The sequence below is a fragment of the Geobacillus sp. C56-T3 genome (assembly GCF_000092445.1).
GTDB classification, from domain to species: Bacteria; Bacillota; Bacilli; order Bacillales; family Anoxybacillaceae; genus Geobacillus; species Geobacillus thermoleovorans.
Genome location: NC_014206.1, coordinates 1,786,006 through 1,803,495, shown reverse-complemented (window position 1 = coordinate 1,803,495; position 17,490 = coordinate 1,786,006). Strand labels below are relative to the sequence as shown.

17 protein-coding genes are annotated in these 17,490 nt (G+C 49.4%); 4 read left to right on the top strand and 13 right to left on the bottom strand.

What is annotated here, in order from left to right; all coding sequences use genetic code 11:
* The 4 genes from pfkB to GC56T3_RS08935 all read right to left on the bottom strand — a co-directional run bounded on the left by pfkB (position 1) and on the right by GC56T3_RS08935 (position 4,467).
* Positions 1–912: a 1-phosphofructokinase gene (gene pfkB / locus GC56T3_RS08950; protein WP_013145238.1), complete on the bottom strand. Its 912-nt coding sequence runs from the start codon at positions 910–912 to the stop codon at positions 1–3.
* Positions 909–1,661 (bottom strand): DeoR/GlpR family DNA-binding transcription regulator, encoded by a 753-nt coding sequence (locus GC56T3_RS08945; protein WP_013145237.1) that lies wholly within the window; start codon positions 1,659–1,661, stop codon positions 909–911. Before GC56T3_RS08945 ends, pfkB begins: the two co-directional genes overlap by 4 nt.
* A gap of 179 nt (positions 1,662–1,840) precedes the next feature.
* Positions 1,841–3,673, bottom strand: a complete 1,833-nt coding sequence (locus GC56T3_RS08940) for a diguanylate cyclase (RefSeq protein WP_013145236.1) — start codon at positions 3,671–3,673, stop codon at positions 1,841–1,843.
* Positions 3,674–3,867: 194 nt separating this feature from the next.
* Positions 3,868–4,467, bottom strand: a complete 600-nt coding sequence (locus tag GC56T3_RS08935) for a DUF5317 domain-containing protein (RefSeq protein ID WP_013145235.1) — start codon at positions 4,465–4,467, stop codon at positions 3,868–3,870.
* Between the two features lie 786 nt (positions 4,468–5,253).
* Between GC56T3_RS08935 and GC56T3_RS08930 the strand changes: the two genes are divergently transcribed.
* On the top strand, positions 5,254–5,535 hold the full coding sequence (locus GC56T3_RS08930) for an AbrB/MazE/SpoVT family DNA-binding domain-containing protein (RefSeq protein WP_013145234.1): 282 nt from the start codon (positions 5,254–5,256) through the stop codon (positions 5,533–5,535).
* Positions 5,536–5,555: 20 nt separating this feature from the next.
* Positions 5,556–5,978 carry a type II toxin-antitoxin system death-on-curing family toxin gene (locus tag GC56T3_RS08925; protein ID WP_013145233.1) on the top strand — a complete coding sequence of 141 codons (423 nt, stop codon included), beginning with the start codon at positions 5,556–5,558 and terminating at the stop codon, positions 5,976–5,978.
* Positions 5,979–6,443: 465 nt separating this feature from the next.
* Here the strand turns inward: GC56T3_RS08925 and GC56T3_RS18585 are convergent, their stop codons facing one another.
* From GC56T3_RS18585 to GC56T3_RS08910, 3 genes are read right to left on the bottom strand one after another with little or no spacing between them, the layout of a single operon-like run.
* On the bottom strand, positions 6,444–6,590 hold the full coding sequence (locus GC56T3_RS18585) for a FeoB-associated Cys-rich membrane protein (RefSeq protein WP_013145232.1): 147 nt from the start codon (positions 6,588–6,590) through the stop codon (positions 6,444–6,446).
* Positions 6,591–6,605: 15 nt separating this feature from the next.
* A complete protein-coding gene (gene feoB / locus GC56T3_RS08915; RefSeq protein ID WP_013145231.1) occupies positions 6,606–8,600 on the bottom strand; it encodes a ferrous iron transport protein B in 1,995 nt (664 codons plus the stop codon).
* The gene (locus GC56T3_RS08910; protein ID WP_013145230.1) at positions 8,601–8,822 is read right to left on the bottom strand and encodes a FeoA family protein; all 222 of its coding nucleotides are present in this window, start codon (positions 8,820–8,822) and stop codon (positions 8,601–8,603) included.
* 227 nt (positions 8,823–9,049) lie between these two features.
* On the opposite strand from GC56T3_RS08910, the gene GC56T3_RS08905 reads away from it, so the two are divergent.
* Positions 9,050–10,009 (top strand): bile acid:sodium symporter family protein, encoded by a 960-nt coding sequence (locus GC56T3_RS08905; RefSeq protein WP_013145229.1) that lies wholly within the window; start codon positions 9,050–9,052, stop codon positions 10,007–10,009.
* 161 nt (positions 10,010–10,170) lie between these two features.
* Here GC56T3_RS08905 and GC56T3_RS08900 read toward each other — a convergent pair whose 3' ends face one another.
* The 4 genes from GC56T3_RS08900 to GC56T3_RS08885 form a co-directional block, all read right to left on the bottom strand.
* A complete protein-coding gene (locus GC56T3_RS08900; protein ID WP_013145228.1) occupies positions 10,171–11,097 on the bottom strand; it encodes an endonuclease I family protein in 927 nt (308 codons plus the stop codon).
* Positions 11,098–11,163: 66 nt separating this feature from the next.
* The gene (locus GC56T3_RS08895) at positions 11,164–12,669 is read right to left on the bottom strand and encodes a Na+/H+ antiporter NhaC family protein (RefSeq protein WP_013145227.1); all 1,506 of its coding nucleotides are present in this window, start codon (positions 12,667–12,669) and stop codon (positions 11,164–11,166) included.
* Between the two features lie 291 nt (positions 12,670–12,960).
* Positions 12,961–13,809, bottom strand: a complete 849-nt coding sequence (locus tag GC56T3_RS08890) for a metallophosphoesterase (RefSeq protein ID WP_013145226.1) — start codon at positions 13,807–13,809, stop codon at positions 12,961–12,963.
* 60 nt (positions 13,810–13,869) lie between these two features.
* Positions 13,870–14,445, bottom strand: coding sequence for a hypothetical protein (locus GC56T3_RS08885; RefSeq protein ID WP_041468385.1), 576 nt, complete (start codon positions 14,443–14,445; stop codon positions 13,870–13,872).
* Between the two features lie 196 nt (positions 14,446–14,641).
* On the opposite strand from GC56T3_RS08885, the gene GC56T3_RS08880 reads away from it, so the two are divergent.
* Positions 14,642–14,839: a hypothetical protein gene (locus tag GC56T3_RS08880; RefSeq protein WP_041468383.1), complete on the top strand. Its 198-nt coding sequence runs from the start codon at positions 14,642–14,644 to the stop codon at positions 14,837–14,839.
* Between the two features lie 343 nt (positions 14,840–15,182).
* Here GC56T3_RS08880 and GC56T3_RS08875 read toward each other — a convergent pair whose 3' ends face one another.
* Complete coding sequence (locus GC56T3_RS08875) at positions 15,183–15,896, bottom strand: GntR family transcriptional regulator (RefSeq protein WP_013145224.1); 714 nt, start codon at positions 15,894–15,896, stop codon at positions 15,183–15,185.
* 159 nt (positions 15,897–16,055) lie between these two features.
* Positions 16,056–17,468 (bottom strand): glycoside hydrolase family 1 protein, encoded by a 1,413-nt coding sequence (locus tag GC56T3_RS08870; RefSeq protein ID WP_013145223.1) that lies wholly within the window; start codon positions 17,466–17,468, stop codon positions 16,056–16,058.
* Positions 17,469–17,490 lie beyond the last annotated feature (22 nt).

Here is a 17,490-nt window from a genome sequence, read left to right as displayed (position 1 = left end):
TTATAAATGCACGATATGGACGCGGTCGACGAGCGCTTCCACTTCCTCTTTCGTACACAAATCTTCCGAAAACGCGGTCGCGCTTCCAGCGGCGACACTGTAAGCGAATGCTTCCTCAATCGATTTCCCGTTCGCTTGGGCAGCCAAAAATCCAGCGACCATCGAATCGCCCGCCCCGACCGAATTTTTCACTGCGCCTTTCGGCGCTTCGGCAAACAGCGCCGTTTCCTCGTTGAAGTAAAACGCCCCGTCGCCGCCCATTGACACAATGAGGTGTTCCACTCCCTTTTCCACCAGTCGTCGGCCATACAACACGATGTCTTCTCTTGTCACCATCGCAACACCAAACAGTTCGGCCAGCTCATGATGGTTCGGCTTAGCCAAAAACGGCCGGCAGGCGAGCAGCGCCTCGAGCGCCGGACCGCTCGTATCGACAACAAGACGAACGCGCCGCTTCACCGACTCAGCCGCCAATCGCTCGTACATGTCCGCCGACAGCGACGTCGGCGCGCTTCCAGCGAGAACAAGCACATCGCCAGCTGAAAGCGCTCCGACTTTCGCGATCAATTGCGCGGCATCGTCATCGGCAATCATCGGGCCTTCACCGTTAATTTCCGTCTCCCGCCCCGCTTTCAGTTTGACGTTAATGCGCGTTTGCCCTGGGACATGAACAAAATCGCAGGCAATGCCTTCTTTCCGAAGTTCGCTTTCAATGTACCCGCCGGTAAATCCGCCGATGAACCCAAGCGCCGTGCTGTCAACACCCAAGCGCTTCAACACACGCGACACGTTGATCCCTTTCCCGCCCGGAAATGTGAACGTTTTCACCGAACGATTCAGTTCGCCAACATGAAGCTCATCGAGATGAACGATATAATCAACAGATGGATTCAACGTACATGTGTAAATCATGGAGCCACAACCTCTACTGTTGTTTTTGTTCGATACAAATCGTTCCACTCTTCATCCAATTCATCGGTGATCAACACCGCTTCATGCAAATCCGCAATTTTTGCGAACGCGCTTTCATTGAACTTCGAATGGTCTGCAAGCACATACGCACGTTGCGCCAGCTGCATGGCCGTATATTTCACCAGTGCCTCTTCCGGGTCCGGCGTCGTATAACCATAGTCGTAATGAACACCGTTCGCGCCGATGAAACATTGGTCGAAGCGGTACTGCCGCAGCGACTCGATGGCGCCGCGCCCGATCAACGCCTTCGTTTTCGGCTTGATCATGCCGCCGATCAAATACGTCGCCACATTGTGCTCAAGCAGCCGCTCGACATGCATCACGCCGTTCGTGACAACGATGACCTCTTTGTCAGCCAAATGTGGAATCATTTCCCACGTTGTCGTTCCCGCATCTAAATAAATGCAGTTTCCTTTTTGCACCAAACTGGCCGCATACGCGGCGATCCGCCGCTTTTCTTCGATATATTTCAGCGACTTTTCCGATACGCTTAACTCCTCGCGCTTCTGCTGCAACAAGGCCGCCCCGCCGTGCACACGGCGCAGTTTCTTTTCGTTTTCAAGCTGCGTCAAATCGCGGCGAATCGTCGACTCCGACGCCCCGGTCGCCTCCACAAGCTCCTGCAGCTTGACAACCCCTTTTTGCGCCAACAGCTCCAAAATGAGGCGGTGGCGTTCTTCGGTCAGCACACTCCCACCTCCAATCATCGGGGATATCGCTTACAACTCTATCATATCCCAAGATAGTGAAAAAATCAATCAAAAACATTCATTTTCTATCAATATCATTCAATAAAGGGGAAAAATCATTCAAAAACATTCAAAACCAAAATAAAAAACACTTGCCATCGGCAAGTGCCTTCTTTCACTTAATTCAGTTGCTCCATCTCGGCAAGCGGCAAATAATGCTTCCGCACAAACGCGACAAACTTCGCCGCATAGACCGGATCAAACTGCGTTCCTGCGCAACGTTCGATTTCCTCAAGCGCCTCGTCAAACGTTTTCGTCGGCTGGTACGGCCGCTCAGTTGTCATCGCATCAAACGAGTCGATAATACACAAAATGCGGGCCAGTTTCGGGATTTCTTCCCCTTTCAGCCCGTACGGATACCCTTTCCCATCATATCGTTCGTGGTGCAGCTCGACAAGCGGAAGCAAATCATCAAACCGCTTCTCCGCCGCCACAATCTCGCGCCCCCACGTCACATGCTTTTTAATGATCTCCCATTCATGCTTTTCCAATTTTCCAGACTTATTTAAAATATCCCGGGGCACTTCGATTTTTCCAATGTCATGAATAATCGCTCCCAGGGCAAGCGTCTGCCGTTCATGGTCGGTCAACTCATCAAGACGGCTGCCAAATTCAAGTGCATATTTAAACACCCGTTTGCTATGGCGGTATGTATAGACATCTTTCGAAAGAAAGAATTTCACTTGCTGCTCGAGCGCTTCCAAATCTTGCTTGAAGCGAATCTCGTCCAAACTCATATTATGTTTATCATACAACTGAACGTTGTTTTTCCCTTGCGCCTTCGCGTAATAAAGCGCCTGATCAGCACGGTGGATGAGCTCATCGCTTTCATGCATATCCTTTTCCATCTCGGCGATGCCGCACGAAAACGACAGGCAACGATACGGAATATGCTCGACGCCTTCAAAATATGTATCGTTCACTTCTTTGCGCAACCGGTTTAAAAACGCGTATGCGTCTTCTTTCGTCGTGTTGGGCATTAAAATGGCAAACTCTTCTCCGCCATAGCGGGCGACCGTAAAATTCGTCCCTTCCACCGCTTGTTGCAGCAGCTTCCCAAAAAAAGCCAACAAACGATCTCCTTGCAAATGCCCGTTCCGGTCATTGTATTTTTTAAAATCGTCCAAATCCAGAAATGCCAAGGTCAACGGCTGTTTCAACAGCTTGCAGTCGGAAAACTGCTCCTTGAGCGTTTCTTTGAAAAAACCGTGGTTGTATAGGCCGGTGAGGTGGTCGCGATTGACTTGATTCGCTTTTTCCTGATACAAATAAAGAAGCTTCCGGAAGGCAATGGATAAAAATGTGATTAAAATGGTAAACAAGAAAACACCAAAATATTTGGCCTCTTGCAACAAAAATAACAAAACAAGCGAAAGAATTAAAGTAATGCAATAGGTCATTCCCACTTCTTTTAATAATCCGAAATTGAGAACACCATTAAATAAACGTTGTGAAGAAATAATAAAATAACAAGATAGCACCAGTATATTTACTAAAAAATAAACAAACAAAGAAATTGTATAAGGAAAGATATTGGTAATATTTATCGTGCCGACCGTTCCCCCAGATAAATGAAAAACATAATGTGCACTTATAATCATCAAACAATACATAGAAAAATTAAATAAATGCTTCCATAATTCAATGCTTCTTTTATATAGGGCATATATAAAACTAAATATTCCTAACACAAGTAACGTAATATGTAAATTAAAAACAAATAAACAAGCCAAATAAATCGATGAATCCATAGAAATAGAGTTCCCTTTTGGGGGAAGGTAAATCAAAAAACGATTCACTATAAGAACAGAAGCTGTTAATACATAAATCAAAACCCAATCACTCAAAGAAAAAAATGAGACGGTCAAATGAAAAAAATAAACAAAGAGACCCAGTAAAGAAATCCCTAAAATATAGAGTTTGACACCGATAGACGATATACGATTTCCCATTCAAAATCACTCTCAGTAATTCAAAATTTATAAAAAAGCTAAGAGAGGCAGTTTTCAGCCCCTCGTCATTTCAATCGTTATTACACAATCATTATTACACAAGCTTCATACCCGATGTCAATGCAACAATCACAGACCCAATAATCAACAGGTTAATAAGAGTTTGTTTCCATTTCATAAATAAACTCCTCCCCTTAATTTTTATTGATCGCAGGAGCACCCGTTGTTTCTTCAGCATCATCTGCTCTATGCCGCGGTGCGCTGAGCATCAGATGCTGGATGAACAAGAACGCCCCTACGTTCATCACAACGTCGCCGATGCTGATGACTTGTTGGCGCGGGTACGGCGGAGACAGCGGAATGATGTCGCCAAGAAACGGCAGAAGCGTATCCGATGTGATCGCCTGGTGCTTGCCGTACAGACCGGCTTTTAACGCTTCGATGTATTCGCGGCCGAGAAATTGGGCGGCTTCGATCGATACCGGCATCCGTCCGCCGTTTACGGCCATGACGATAAAGTTGAGCAAGACGCCGGCGAAGATGACCGGAAACCCCGGCTGATGGCGGTTTAGCCATAAAAACGCAAGCCCGGTGATGTAGACGAGGAGAAAAATGCCGTTGCTCATTTTCGAGATCCATGCGACCCGCTCTTGCAGGAAAAAGACCGCAAACTGCACCGCCAATAAGATCGGGAACAACCAACCGCCGCGCAATTTCATGTTGGCCAACCCTTTCAAACTTCCGCCGCGAAACCAGCCGATCAACAACGACAAAATGATTCCATCGTAAACCATGATGCTGTCCCCTTGATAAACAGAATTTTCTTTTTTTTCTAAACTGCCGTCCTCACTTCTATTTTTACCGTTTTTTTCATTCCATGTAAATAGTCCGTTCGTCCTAACTATAAACAAATTTTGATGAATATCGTTTTCTTTTTTTGTTTTCGTCATTCTTTGAAACAAGAAACGACAAAAACAGCGGCATGTATATCCATTGAATAGTGAAAAAGAACCTACCCTCAATGGAATGATCCCCCGACTGCGCAAACACTTAGCGGCAGGAGATTCTTGGGCGCGCCTGCCCACAGCCAGCAAGCCGTACTCGTTCATCTCACCGTTTTGCTTCCGCGCTTATGCGGATTGGCTTCACGGCGCAAGATGACAAACGGATGATCCGTCGCAACAATGAATATTCCTCATTCCTCCTGCAAGACAAAGGTATTTGATAAACCCACTAAATCCCCCCAAGCAATAATAAAGATAGCCGTCGTTGATCCGTTCCGTGGCGCGGCTGTTTCATGTTTCACTGCTTGACGCTTCCGACCTCACTATGTCCGGCATGGCATAACACACAGACGGTATATCCGTACAAGCTCACTTTATGCGCCACTCCTCTTTCCCTTCTAACGACATCGATTCTAAAAATGCGGCATGCGTTTTTCTCGTTGAAAGACAAAAAGCCCTTTTTTATTATTCCGTATTGCTTTTCGGAAGATTATTGTTATAATTGTTTATACAGTAATAGTTTTATGGATAAAAACATCCTTTTTGTCCATATTATGGAAAGGAGATGGAAAAGAAATGGACGCGGAAATGTTGGGAAGCAAGGATGACAAAACGTATACACGTCGGATTAGCCAAGTCGGGAATAGTTTGTCCGTTAGCATCCCGAAAGATTTAGCCACGATGCTAAACCTAAATAAAGGCGATGAAATCGAAATATATTACGACAAGGAACGAGGGGAAATCGTGATGAAACGCGCAAACCGAATTCCAAAAGGAGTCCGTCCTGAAGTCGTGATGGCGATGAACCGCGCGATCTCCAAATATGACGAAGCGCTGCGCAACTTGAAATATAGATAAAGGAGCAACCGGAGGAAAACATGGTTTATTATTTGACAGCGGAAGAAATCCTATTTATCCATTACACGGTCATGGAAATGTACGACGACGCAGAACAAGCGGGGATCCAATTCCCCGATAAATTCGCGTGGATGTTGGAAAGGCCGAAAACGAAATTGTTCGGGGAGGAACAGTTCCCTTCGATTATTGAAAAGGCGTGTTGCTATTACCATTCCATCGCGACAGGTCATATTTTCCACAACGGCAATAAGCGGACGGCTTTAACCGTATTCGTCACGTTCCTTGATTTGAATGGATATGAGTTCACTATGACCAATAAAGAAGCGGAAGATTTCACGGTGTACCTTGTCGAGGATGCCAAGTTCCGGGGAAATGATTGCATCCAGCATCTTGCCCACGAATTAGAGAGTTACATCCGTCCCATCCAAAAACGAAAAGAATGAGCAAAAGGGCGGGCCAAAGCCGGGTCAAGTTCAATTATTGCGTAAAATTCCATCGCCAACACAGTAAGCTTGGATGACAGGACAACAACATCGTTTTTTTTGCTGCTTTGTTTTTACACAACTGTGCGAACCTTGATCCAAAGCCGCCTTTTCGCTATCCTCAATTTTTAGGTATTGTCAAAAGTTTATCCTCCACACTCACGGTCTTCCCTTGAGTTTCAACGGTTGAACGAAAAAAGCTTTCTACCCCCGGTGTTTCGGCCATCATTGAGGCAACAACACCCAACAGCCAAAACAAAGGGCGGCCTGATCTTTTGTCCTCCAGAGCCCGTTGAAACGAAAGTTTGCCCATTGTATCCCCGCTTATTTTTTGGCTATCCTACAACATGGAAGCGAAAGTCTTTCGTCGGAAAATGAGAAAAACGGATTCCGATCATCGTCAGGAATCCGTTCGTCTTGAACGGGTTACCTCTCCGTCCCGCAGTTGCCTCGGCAATGGTTCGCCGCATGGCATGACGCGCACGCCCCTTTGGCGCTTTTTTTCACGTGGCGAACCAGCGTCCAGCCGGCGTAGGCAAAAATCGCTCCGCCGATCACAAGATTCGCGATCATCGATTCTCTCCCCTTTCATGAATAACCAAGCATATGCCCAAACTGATAGACGGCAAACGAAATGACATACGCAACCGTCAGCGCGCAGCCGATCGACAACAGCGTCCATTTCCGCGACCCGGTTTCTTTGCGAATCGCCGCCACCGTCGCTAGACACGGCGTATAAAGCAGGACGAACACCATAAAGCTGAACGCCGACAGCGGCGTGAAATGGGAGGCGATCACCTGCTTCAACCCGTTCGCCTCATGAACGTGGTAAATAATATTCATCGTGGACACGACGACTTCTTTCGCCAAAAAGCCGGTGATCAAAGCCGCGCCCGCCTGCCAGGCGCCAAAGCCAAGCGGGGCGAGCAACGGAGCGATGAGGCCGCCGATGGCGGCGAGAAAGCTGTCATCCATCGCGACGCCGACCCCGTGCGGCCCGATGTACGTCAACAGCCAAATGGCGACCGAACCGCCAAAAATAAACGTGCCGGCTTTGCGAACGAACCCTTTCCCTTTCTCCCATGTGCTCCGCCATAACGTGAGCGCCTGCGGCACGCGGTATGGCGGCAATTCAATGACAAACAGCGAACTTTCGTTTTTCAAGAGCGTCGATGAGAACAACTTGGCAAGCCCCAAAGCTACTGCAATGCCAAGCACGTAAAGCGAAAACACGACAAGCGCCTGCTCGCGGGCGAAAAACGTGCCGGCAAACAACGCGTACACCGGCAAGCGGGCGGAACACGACATGAACGGCAGCGCCAAGATCGTCAACAGCCGTTCTTTCGGCTGCTCGATCGTGCGCGCCGCCATCACTCCGGGAACGTTGCAGCCAAAGCCGATGATCATCGGGATAAACGCCTTGCCGTTTAACCCGATCGCTTCCATCATCCGGTCCATCACCATCGCCACGCGCGCCATATATCCGGAGTCTTCGAGAAGCGAAATGAAAAAGAACAAAATGAAAATTTGCGGGACAAACACCAACACCCCGCCAACCCCGGCAACGATGCCGTCCAAGACGAGCGCCTCGATAAACGGCGACGCTCCCGCCCAGTCGAGAAGACGGGACAGCCAATCCGCGAGCGGCCCTGAGAAGAAAGCGTCAAGCTGATCGGCAAGCGGCGTCCCAAGCCAGTTAAACGTGAGCATAAACACAAGATACATAAGCGCCCAAAAAATCGGCAGCCCGACGTAACGGTTTGTTACAACCGCATCGATTTTTTCCGTCCATGTCAACGGTTTGTTGTCAAGCGCGATCGCCGCAACAGCGATCGCCTCACCGATCCAGCGGTCACGCGTCTCATAAATCTGTTCGGCGACCGAAGATCCGAGCTTCTGTTCCGCCTCTGCGCGGGCTTCCAGAAGCGGAGAAAGATCCAACCGCCCGCGCAAATAGGCGGCCATGCGCTCGTTTCCCTCAAGGAACTGCAACGCCACCCATCGTTTGTTTCCAGGCACATCGTCCGGCAGCTGCTCGGCAATGCGTCTGATGGCATTCTCCACCTCGACGCCGTAATCGATCGCGATTGCAGGGTGCGGCTTGTCTTTTGCCGCCAAAACGGCGCGGACCAATTCGTTCGTTCCTTTTCCTGTTCGGGCGATGACCGGGATAACAGGAACGCCAAGATACTTCGACAGTTTAGCGGCGTCCACTTTCACGCCCCGTTTTTCCGCCACATCGACCATGTTTAGCGCGATGACAACGGGACGGCCAAATTCCAGCAGCTGAACGGTCAAATGCAAATTGCGGCGCAACTGCGACGCGTCAACGATATTGACAATCGCTGAGCACGGCTCGGTCAATAAAAAATCGGTCGCCACCCCTTCATCGCGTGAAAGCGGCTGAAGCGAATACACGCCGGGCAAGTCGACCACCGGAACCCCGTGCTGGCGGAGCACTCCGATTTTTTTCTCGACCGTCACCCCGCTCCAGTTGCCGATATATTCATAAGAGCCGGTCAAGCAGTTAAACAGCGACGTTTTGCCGGTGTTTGGATTGCCAAATAAAGCGATGTAGGACATTTATTTCACCTCGATCGATGACGCCTCTTTGCGCCGCAAACCGATCGCCTGCCCATCGACTTCGATCATCACCGGCCCGCCAAACGGCATCGCGGCTTTCAACCGCACCGTTTTCCCTTCTTTCACCCCTAGATGAAGAAGACGCTGTTTCAGTGCCTCCTGCTCAATGGCCAGACGGACGACGACCGCTGTTTCCCCTTTATGCAAATCAGTCAGCACCATGATCATTTCCCCCTGTTTTTCTATCCGTCTCTCCTGTGGTTCAATAATGATTCTTCTTCTCAATTCCAATCATACCATAAGCAAAGAAAAAAGGAGTGACTTTTTTCACAATCATTCCTCATTGTCACCATTTCTTCAAAATTCGCCACCTCATTAGTTGAATTTTTCCGAAAAGTGTATATAATCTTTTGTATATCTTTCCCATCTTTGCTCAAGGAGGAAGCTCAATGAACACACTAGGAAAAATCAGCAACTTTGTCGGCAGTACGTTTGCGATCTGGGTGCTTCTGTTTGGTGCGCTTGCTTTTTTCGCTCCCGGCGCGTTTACATGGATCGCGCCGTATATCGTGCCGCTCTTAGGCATTGTGATGTTCGGCATGGGGTTGACGCTGTCAGCGAATGACTTCAAGGAAGTGTTCAAACGACCGCTTGACGTGCTCATCGGTGTCGTCGCCCAATTTTTGATCATGCCCCTTGTCGCGTTTTTGCTCGCTTATTTCTTGCCGGTTTCACGTGAAGTGGCGCTCGGCATTATTTTAGTCGGCTGCTGCCCGGGCGGAACGGCGTCCAACGTCATGACGTATTTAGCGAAAGGGGATACGGCGCTGTCGGTCGCCGTCACTTCTGTTTCGACGATTTTAGCGCCGATTTTGACGCCTTCACTCATTTTGCTTTTAGCCGGAAAATGGCTGTCCGTATCGGCTGCAGCCTTGTTTTGGTCGATCGTCAAAGTCGTGCTCATTCCGATTCTTTTAGGGCTCATCGCCCAAGCGTTGTTCCAAAAGCAAGTAAAAGCGTGCATCCCGGCGCTGCCGCTCGTTTCGGTCATCGCCATCGTTGCCATCGTCGCCGCCGTCGTCGGGCAAAACCAAGCGGCCATTGCCAAAAGCGGCTTTCTGATTTTTCTTATTGTCGTTGTTCATAACGGATTGGGCTTGCTGCTTGGGTATTGGTTTGCCAAACTGTTTCGCCTGTCGCCGCCAAAACAAAAGGCGATTTCCATTGAAGTGGGCATGCAAAACTCTGGGCTTGGTGCGGCCTTAGCGACCGCCCATTTTTCGCCGCTCGCCGCCGTTCCAAGCGCTATTTTCAGCGTCTGGCACAATATTTCCGGCCCGATTGTCGCAACGTACTTCCGCAAACAAGCAGACCGCCAGGCAACGGATGAACAAACGATTTCCGCTTGACCTCTCTCACGCTTTGTTTAGCCGCAAAAAAGCTGTCTCCCGAAATGAAACGACCGTTTTTCGGAGACAGCTTTTCTGCCTATTATCACGCTGTTTTTCCGCTCTCGGACGATCAAGCGCTCTTTGGAAACAAAAAGCGGACATCCGCCCTCAATCTCATTTCACAGCGCCCCCTCAAACGGAAACACCATCCGCCCGGCTAGTTCCGGGAAATCGATGAACGGATTGCGGTTGCCTTGGATGAAAAAAATCGCGCTGTTGCGATGATGCTCATACACCGTCGGCGGAAATTGTTCGTGCCAACGGACAAGGAGCGGAATATCGATTTTGCGCCGAAACGACTTCGCAATCGCCTTCGGGTAGCGAAGCAGAAAGTACAACATCGCCCTTGCCGCCGTCCCTTTGCCGTATTCCGGCTCGAAATAGCCGTTATGGACGACGCCGCAGCGGTTTTGGATTTGTTCGTCGGGATCTTCCGGATTGTAAAACGGGAAATCCGCGTACGGAAAATTCGACCGCATCGTATTGCACTCCGGCTGGCAAACGAATAAATGATGCAAATCACCTTTCATCGGTTCGCGGGCGCCAAACCACGACTGAGGCACGACATGTTCGGCATTGAATTTCCATTGCTGCTCGATCGTTTTCACCCGCTCGTGCACATCGCCGAGCCCATGCTTCATTTTTTTCAACAACTGGCGAAATTCATCGTAGCGCCGTTTCATCGTTTGGACATCTTGGACAATCAACATCTTCGGGTCTTTTCGCTCGCCGGAATACAAACTGCGCACCGTCCCGTCCGGCTGCAAGTCAACCCATGTGTACAAATATTCGTCCTTGCTGAAAAAATACGGCAGACGCCGCTTATGGGTATGCGCCACTAACTCATGATAGCGGACAAACAGCATCAATCCCTCTCCATCAAACGGCACATAACGGTAATACCGTTCGCGCGCCTGCCGGTCTTCTCCAGCGCGGTAATACGCGTCCTCTTCAGCGAGCCGCTCGTTCAACTGCTCCAGCTGCGCGGCAACATCTTCCGTTTGCCATTGGCTGAGCTCCTCAAGCCGCCGTTCCGCCTCCCCCATCGCCGTTCCCCTCTCTTCCTTTTTTCTTTTAGTGTATCATGGAAGGAGGGGAGGACGGCAACGGCGCTAATGCAAAAGAAATGACGTAGCGCCGAACAAAACGGCGGCGATGCCGGCGGCGATCAACGATGGGATCAACTTCGTGCGCGCGTATTCCATCACCGGCAAATCCAAAATAGTGCACAGCGTGACCGTATTGTCGCTGAGCGGCGAGGCGAACGCTCCGAACGTGCCGCTTGCAAACACGGCGCCGATGACCGGCAAAATATTCGTCTCCGACTGGCTCGCCAGCGTCACGCCAAGCGGCATCAACATCCCCCACGTCCCCCACGACGAGCCGATAAAATAGGAGATGACGGCGCCGAGCAAAAACAAAATTGGAGCGACAAAAAACGGTGGAATCCATTCTTTGACGTGGCCCGTAATGTATTGCGAAAACCCTAAGTCCTCCGCCACAGCCGACAGCGCCCAAATGAGCGCCAGCATTAAAATGACGGAAATGAGCTCATTGCCGCCTTTGACAAAATGAGTCAACAAATCGTTCAATTTAAATCGTTGCCAAAGGAAGAAAGCAACTGTAATGATGACGGTAAACAACAGCGCCTCCAACATCGCACCGAGCGCATCGCTTTGCAAAAACGCCTGCCAAAATGTTCTTGCCCCCCGGCGGCCGTCCCACCAACTTAAAAACAACGTCAAGACAAGCACGATCGAAAGCGGAACAATCAAATTCCACGGCTTGACCGGCGTTTCTTTTTGGTAAGCGCGCGGGCATGTCTGCATCGCGTCTCCTTCTTCCCCTTGCGCTTCATTGGGTTCATGGTCAGCCGGCCGCTGTTCTTCCGCCATTTCGAGCGCCAACCGCTCGTTCCAGCTCCGAATCGGCGCCTCTTTCCGCTTTTCGCTTACTGCCGCTTGTTTTTTGCGCGAATAGACAAAAAAACTGTAGTAGAGCCCGACGGCAATAATGGCATACGAGAAAAAGTTAAACGGAATGCTTCGGACGTACACGATGTACGGCTCCGCTCCGATGCCAGCCGTATCAAGCGCCTTGTCAATGACCGACACCATATAGCCGACAAACGCGGTGGCAATTGGGATGAGCGCGACAACCGGGTTGGATGTCACCTCAATGGCAAAGCCGATTTGCTGGGACGACAGCCCAAGCCGTTTGCGCAGCGCCTTCATGATCGGCGCGACGGTGACGATGCGAAAATCGGGGTCGCTGAACGTCACCATCGTCGAAATCCACGTCAGCAGCATGGCGGTTTTGGCCGATTTCACTTTTTTGCTGACGAGATGGACGAATCCTTTAATTCCGCCGGTGTATTTGATCATGCTGACAAGACCGGCGAACACATACAAGAAAATGATGATGCGAATGTTGTTCGTCTGCATCAAGTTGTCGACGACGTAATGAAGCATCGTCCGCAGCCCGCCGAGCAAGGACGGGGTCATCAAATAACTGCCAACCAACAGCCCGACAAACAGCCCGGGGATCACTTGCTTCGTCCAAATCGAAATCGGGATGACAACTAAAAAAGGCAAAAGCGCTTTCCACGACGGTTCCATTGGCCATTCACTCCTTTCTTTAAAAAGTATGGAGATGGTTTCCGTTCTCTATGCACTCTGTGACGGATTTTCCCGATGGAACGCCCTCTCGCCTACGCACGCGCGTGGAATTGGGGTTCGTGCAGGAGATGACGACAGAGGCACGAAAAAAAGTGCCCCAAAAAGATCTGGAACACCCTTCCTTATCACCGTATATAATCATGAGATAATGAATTGTCTTTCGTTTAAGAGGAGTTCAGCTGCATGCGCCAAACCGCTTTTCTGCCCCCCCTAAAAATCAAAAGCTGTTCATTAGACAGCTTTCACCGCTTCTCTGCGAGACGAGAGCGCCAACAAGTGGAGCGTCACTTCCGGCTTCGAGCCAATCCGAATGTTCACCCCGGTTTGCCCAAGCCCTTCGTTGATATAAAACGGTTTTCCCTCCCATTCATGATAACCTTTGATCATGTTCCGCTCGGTGAGCGTTTTGCTCATTTTCGCCAAATGGTACGGCTTCGGCCAATGGATTTGCCCGCCGTGGAAATGGCCGGACAACAAGTAGTCAAAAGGATAGTCTTTCATATGCGGCACGATGTCCGGGTCGTGCGTCAACACCAAGTTGATGCCGTCCTTCACGCCGGCGTACGCCTTTTCGATGTCGCTGCGCCCTGTGTAAAAGTCATCGATGCCGATGATATTGACCGTTTGGCCGTTGACGGTGATCGTTTTCGTCTCGTTTTGCAAGACGACGCAACCGTGCGCCTCAAGCGTCGCTTTCAGGCGCTCGAACGACTCGCCTTGCAGCACGTAATCGTGGTTGCCAAACACGGCGTACATGCCATATGTCGGATTCAACTGTTTCAACGCCGTCAAATACGGGCCGAGCTTGGCGATGCTTTCCTCGCGATCCAGAAAGTCGCCGGTTAACGCGATCAAATCAATCGGTTCTTCTTTCAACTTTTCGTATAAATCATTTGGGGAAATCGACAGTTTTTCCAGATGCAAGTCAGACAGCTGCAAAATCCGAATGACTCCGTCTCCATCCTCTGAACTGCCAACTTGGACTTTATGCAAAACCGCTTCGTACGTATTGCGGTGGGCTTTGCGAATGGCCAAAGCAAGCAATGACAAGAATGCAAGAATGACAAAAAAGAATGTCATCGTCTTCTCTCCTCCCTCGATACCCATTATAGTGAAATAGAGGAGAGAAGAAAGAGGGAGTTAGTGGATGAGATGGCAGCCGTACAACGAAAACAATTTTCCCTTCGACATCAACAAATATTTCGGCGGACGGACAAGCGGCATGAGACGGTGTTGGGCCACTGTCATCATCGGCCAATGGGATGCCATTTTAAACCAACGGTAAAATGAATTCGCTATGTCAATGACATCAAATCCGAGTCTCTCACAACCTTTGTTTAACATGGTCACACCGATGATCCCTTTTATGCTGGAGGACTGTTCGTGATGGTAAAGATGATGAGCGACATGCGGCAAACTGGCCTTCACTTGTTCGAAAATATAACGTCCTTTTTGAATATCGCCTCGATACTGCATCAGTTCGCAAAGCAGACGAACATTATGAAGGTGAATTTTCAACAGCCAGTCATTGGCCGCAATCGTCGTTCCGTCCGAAAGGTGAATGGTTTCACCCTTGTATCGAAGCAAACGGACGCGGAAAATGGAACGACAGCCGTTCTCTTTCCCACCAACATATTCGAGGCGGGAACATGCATAATAGACCGGATCCATCAGTCCCCATACAGACAACAGCCACTGCGTCGCTTTGCTTCTCATTGGCGGCATCCTTCCCCTGCTCGTTCTATCCATTTACATTATGGCTCATATTTCGCAACCTTTGCATAATATACAAAAAACAACCCGGATATGCGCATAAAAATAATTTTTTATACAAAAATTGTAAAATAATTAATTTTTATTCGGTCAAACCTGGCTTGTTTCGAATTTTTATTCAGGGTGCGAAATGTGAGTTATGGAATCGATCGAGCGGCATTATAAATGGAGAAAAAAGGAGAAAAAATCGCTGCATGACCAGTCGGGAGACGCGCATACTGAGGTCCAGTTCCATTTCGCCCCCTGCCCCAGGCTTTATCCCACCCGAACACAAGCGGAACTGATCAACCAAATGACCGGATTTTTGCAGGAAGGGCTTCGTTTGCTGTCGTTGTAGGGCAGTCGAACGGTGGGACGCACAGGGATGGCTTGGTTCATCGCCTGCCGTGGGGCGGGTATTCCCAAGAATCTCCCGCCTCGAAGCGTACGCGTAGGTGGGAGAGCGTTCAATAAACCACCAACTCTCTAGAAGGCCGGTGAAAAACGGCTGTCACGAGCAAATCAGCGGCATTTCGCCAAAAAAGAAGGCTGATTTCGCAAGGTTTTGCTAATTGAGAAATAGCTGGAACTAGCAGCATTTTGTACTTTTTCACCAGCCTCCTAGAAGAAAGACAGAAAGAACAGCCTTGAACAGCAAACAAAATGCGCCTGCCTTCCCGGGTCGCGAAAGCAGGCGCCATTTAGCGGCGGGTGCTGACGGTGACAAATACGAACTTGTCATACCGATGGCGGGAAAAGGAGTATTCAAACGGCTCTCCATTGTTCAAAAAACCAACCTGCTCCAATTCCAACACCGGATCGTCGGGCGCGCATTGCAAGTATTGACGATCGAGCTCATTCGGCTTATCCGCGCGGATCTTTCGGTGCGACCCCGCAATCGTTAAGCCGAGCTCCTGAGTGATATAACGATAAATCGAACCATGAAGCACCGTTTCATTGAGCCCCGGGATCAAATGGACGGGCATATACGTCCGTTCAATGACGTACGGCTCCCCATCGACATTGCGCAGCCGGATTAAGTGGTACACCGGTGTGTTCATGTCGATGCACAAATGGGCGGCTACTTCATCGGATGGAAACAATACTTCGAACGTAATGATTTTACTTGTCACCTTTCGCCCTTTCAATAAACTCGTCAAGCCAAGTGTTTCGTTGCTGACGACGTTCACCAATCCATCAAGCATGGCGGATTTTACAATAAACGTGCCATGGCCGCGCTTTCGATACAACAGCCCTTCGGATACGAGCACATCAAGCGCTCGTTTCACGGTCATCCGGCTGCAGCCAAACTCCTCGGCGAGCGAGATTTCATCAGGAATCGGCTCGTCTAGGGAATACACTCCCTCTTTAATTCGTCTGCGTATTTCATTCGAAATTTGTTCATATTTCGGCATCGTTTTCATCCCTCGCCCTTTGTCTTATTTTCATTGTACGAACAATCATCTGTTTGCACAATAGTCAATGCGGCTTTCTCCTTCACTGCTCTCGCCTCGCCGTCCTGTTTTCCCGACCGACAAAAAGCGCCCCGCTGCCCGGGACGCCTTTTCTTTCACTTAAAATCCATTGTTTTCCGCCACTGTTTTCAACCAGTAGCCGCTCTTTTTGATCGTCCGTTTCAAATGATTGTCCAGGTCAACAGCGACCAATCCGTACCGGTTTTTGTAGGCATTCGTCCACGACCAATTGTCCATGAACGTCCAAAGGTGGTAGCCTTTCACATTGACTCCTTCTTCAATCGCGCGATGCACCCATTTTAAATGCCCGCGGATGAATTCAATCCGGTAGTCGTCATGAATCATGCCGCTTTCATCACGGAACCGTTCTTCTCCTTCAACGCCCATGCCATTTTCGGAAATAAAGCTCTCAATGTTTCTATAGTTTTCCTTGATATTGATTAAAATATCATAAATGCCTTTTTCATAAATTTCCCACCCGCGATACGGATTCATCTTCCGCCCCGGCATGGCATAGTAATCGAAAAACCGTTCCGGCAAAAACGGGGCGTCCGGGTTGGGCAGATGTTCTTTCGCCTTGACACGTCGCGGTTGATAGTAGTTGATGCCAAGCAAATCGATCGTATTTTCTTTGATAAGTTCGCGATCGCCCGCTTCCGTCACCGGCAAAAAACCGTGTTCAGCCAACAGCTCGATTAAATCTTGCGGGTATTCTCCTTTTACCGCAGGATCCAAGAAACTGCGGTTAAACAGCAAATCCGCAATATGCGCTGCTTTCACATCAGCTGGATGCTGGCTGCGCGGATAAGACGGCGTTAAATTCAAAATAATGCCGATCTTTCCGCCCCGTATCGCTGCTTTGCGGAAGGCGGCAACCGCTTTGGCATGGGCAATCATCGTATGGTAAGCCACCTGCACGGCACGGCGGAAGTCAACCACATTCGGATAGTGAAAATCGTACAAATACCCGCCTTCTACAGGGACAATGGGTTCATTGTGCGTAAACCATGTTTTCACCCGATCGCCAAACAGCTGAAAGCAAAGGCTGGCATAGCGAGCATAAGCATCGATAACCACGCGATTTTCCCAACCACCAATGTTTTGCATCACCAACGGCATATCAAAATGGTATAAATTCACAAACGGTTCAATCCCATTCGCCAACAATTCATCGATGACAGCGTTGTAGAACCGCACCGCCTCCGGATTGACGTCACCAATCCCATCTGGAATCAAGCGCGACCATGAAATGGAAAACCGGAATGAGTTATGGCCAATTTCCTTCATTAACGCAATATCTTCTTTGTAGCGATGATAAAAATCGGATGTCACCTCTGGGCCGACGCCTTGAAAAAAGCGGTGAGGCTCTTGTTCATACCAATGATCCCAAATGTTTTTCCCTTTCCCCCCTTCATTTGCCGCTCCTTCGATTTGCGTCGCGGATGTCGCACTTCCCCACCAAAATCCGGTAGGGAAACGATATGTGATTGGTTGCTTCGATTGTTGTTCCATCGCGATTCACCTCATTTGCTGT